Source organism: Candidatus Neomarinimicrobiota bacterium, from assembly GCA_041862535.1.
Lineage (GTDB): Bacteria > Fidelibacterota > Marinisomatia > SCGC-AAA003-L08 > TS1B11.
The window spans coordinates 1-2,805 of the sequence record JBGVTM010000155.1 but is presented as its reverse complement, the minus strand read 5'-3'; the positions used below and the strand labels follow the sequence as shown (position 1 = coordinate 2,805).

The window sequence follows — 2,805 nt, the reverse complement described above, 5'->3', positions numbered from 1 at the left end:
CGGCCCGGACATACACCGCCAGCCAGGCCAGTCCCGCAGCATAGATAGCCACCGTCCCGATTAACATGGCGATCAGGGTGGAGCCCACCCGCCGGTCCCAGCCCCGCTCAGCCAGCAGGCCGGTCAGGGCGGCTGCAAACACAAAGCCCACCAGATAGCCCCCGGTGGGACCCAGGAAATAGGCCACCCCTGCCCCGCCCGCAGCAAATACCGGCAGACCCGCAATCCCCTCCGCCAGATACAGCAGCAGACTGACAGCCCCCCGCACACTGCCCAGCAGAGCCCCTACCAGAAGCACCGCCAGCGTCTGGCCGGTAATGGGCACCGGACTGAATGGCAGCCGAAACGCAGCCTGGGCACTGAGCGCCACCAGGAAGGAACCTCCTGCTACCAGCGTCAGGTCATAGACCCAGCCCAGGCGCCAGGCCCGGGGCCGCAACACGTCGGCATAGGTGGCATGTGTCATGAGAGTATCTCCCTTACAACTCTTTCGATGGTAATGCACACAGGTGCACACATTTCCCAGGTGGCCTCTAATCCCCTCATTAACAGATAATTTAGGATATTTGACCCCCGACCCCCAATTACTCATACGAGAAAAGATTTTGCGTCTCCGTTATCAGGGCGCAATCCCCAGCTGCCGGTGGCGCTCAAGATATTTTTCATAGAGGGTCTTATGCCGGCTCCCCAAGTCCACCTTGCGCCCCTGGATGTAAAGCTGCTCCACCTCACTGCGGAAATCCAGGGGATCGCCGCTGGTCACTAGCATGGTGGCGTCTTTGCCCGGCTCCAGCGACCCGGTCTTATGATCGATGCCCAGAATCCGCGCGGCATACAGGGTAATCGCTTTCAGCGCCTCTTCCCGGGGGAGACCAAAGGCAACGGCTGTGCCCGCCTCGAACGGCAGGTTGCGCACATTATAATCGGAGTTGGTCGGTGACAGGCAGAACTTCACCCCCGCCGCCCACAGCTTCGCCGGCAGGGTAAAGGAAGCGTCGTAGGCCTCCCACCGCCGGCCGGGCAGCGTATGAATGTCCCCCACGATGACGGGAATATCATGCTCTTTTAGCAGGTCGCTGACCATCCAGCAGTCGCGGCCGCCAACCAGGACCATCTCGTAGCCCCGACGCCTGGTCCAGTTGATCGCGGCGGTGATCTGGCTCACGTGATTCGCCCGAATAAAGAGCGGCACCCGCCCCTCCAATACCGGCTCCAGACCTTCCCAGCGCAGATCGGCCTTCAGCTCGGCCCCACCAGCCACTTTTGACCGGTGGTAGGCCTCCGCCTGATCAAAGACCTCATCCAGCCGCTGCAGATTGCGCTGAATCTCCTGCTCTTGCTCCTCCCGGGTCTTCGTGATCCAGGGACGTTCAATAGGCACCATGTCCGGCCAGCTCAGCCAGACACCGACGCCCCCTCGAAGCAGGGCCTCCTCCCACGTCCAGCCATCTAACATCATAACGGCACTGGTGCCCGAAAGCCGCCCACCCTCGGGCACAACATGGGCCAGGGCAACGCCGTTCGCCCGGGCAACCGGGATATGCTCCGAGTCCGGATTATAGGACCGCTCCACCCGGACGTTGGGGTTTACCTCCCCTACCTCCGACTGGTCCCGGGTAGCCCGCACCGCCCCCACTTCGACCAGCCCCAGAATACAGTGCGCGGCAATAAAGCCCGGATAGATGTGCTTGCCGGCTACATCCACCACTTCGGCACCCGGGGGAATATTCACCCGGACACCCAGCTCGACAATGCGGCCATCAACAAACAGGATTTGCCCATTCGGGATTTCAGCACCACTCATAGGGTGGATGGTCCCGCCCACCAGGGCGATGGGCCGCTCCTGACGGGCGCCGGGCACCTGGTCCGAACCTGTGAGTAAACTGCCGGAAAATAGCAGCGCCGATACAAGGACAATTGTAATAGTCTTCATGGCCGCACCCCCTGGATGCCCTCATCAAGGCATCCACTGCTCTCAATCTGCTCTCCGAAGCTGCCTGGCTTGTGGCCCGGGGGTTCCCCACCCTTCGCAGCCGCCTTCAACGCTTTCTGGATCAATTGGGCCCGCTCCGCCTGCTGCTGGTTGCGCATAACCAGATCCTCCGCCACATCGAAATATTTCCGGCCATCAATCCAGGTCTGCTCGCACCGGCTGAAACTGGACAGAGGATTACCACTCCAGATGACGAAGTCCGCATCCTTGCCAGGTTCCAGAGAGCCTGTAAAGCTATCCACCTTGAGCTGCCGGGCCGGGTTGATCGTCACCAGCTTCAGCACCTCCTCTTCTGAGAGACCACCGTATTTCACCCCCTTAGCCGCCTCGGTGTTCAGCCGCCGGGCCAGCTCATCGCTGTCCGAGCCAAACGAACTGATCACTCCCGCCTGCGTCATGAGAGCCGCGTTATAGGGGATAGCATCATAAACCTCGAACTTGTAGGCCCACCAGTCAGAGAAACAGGAAGCACTGGCACCATGACGGGCAATTTCCGGCGCCACCTTGTAGCCCTCCAGAACGTGCTGTAAAGTGCCAATCGTGAAACCGAAGTCGTCGGCAATCCGGATGAGATTAAGGATCTCGTCCTGCCGGTAACTGTGGCAGTGGACCCACCGTTTACCCTCGAGGACTCCCACCAGGGCATCCAGCTCCAGGTCCCGCCGCGGTGGAATGCGGGTGGTCTTGAGCGTCTTGGACGCGTTGTAGGTCTCCCATTCCCGCTGGTAATCCTGAGCGGCACGGAAAGCGTCTCTGATGATCTGGTCCACTCCCATGCGGGTCTGAGGGTATCGGCTTACAAACTCGTCGCC

General features: G+C 60.9%; 3 protein-coding genes. All 3 read right to left on the bottom strand.

What is annotated here, in order from left to right; genetic code table 11:
• Positions 1 to 466 (bottom strand): biotin transporter BioY (locus ACETWG_05790; protein ID MFB0516100.1); only part of this gene is annotated, 466 nt, incomplete at its 3' end.
• Positions 467 to 619: 153 nt separating this feature from the next.
• Positions 620 to 1,933, bottom strand: a complete 1,314-nt coding sequence (locus tag ACETWG_05785) for an amidohydrolase family protein (protein ID MFB0516099.1) — start codon at positions 1,931 to 1,933, stop codon at positions 620 to 622.
• A partial coding sequence (locus ACETWG_05780; protein MFB0516098.1) for an amidohydrolase family protein occupies positions 1,930 to 2,805 on the bottom strand: 876 nt, incomplete at its 5' end. The genes ACETWG_05785 and ACETWG_05780, both read right to left, overlap by 4 nt.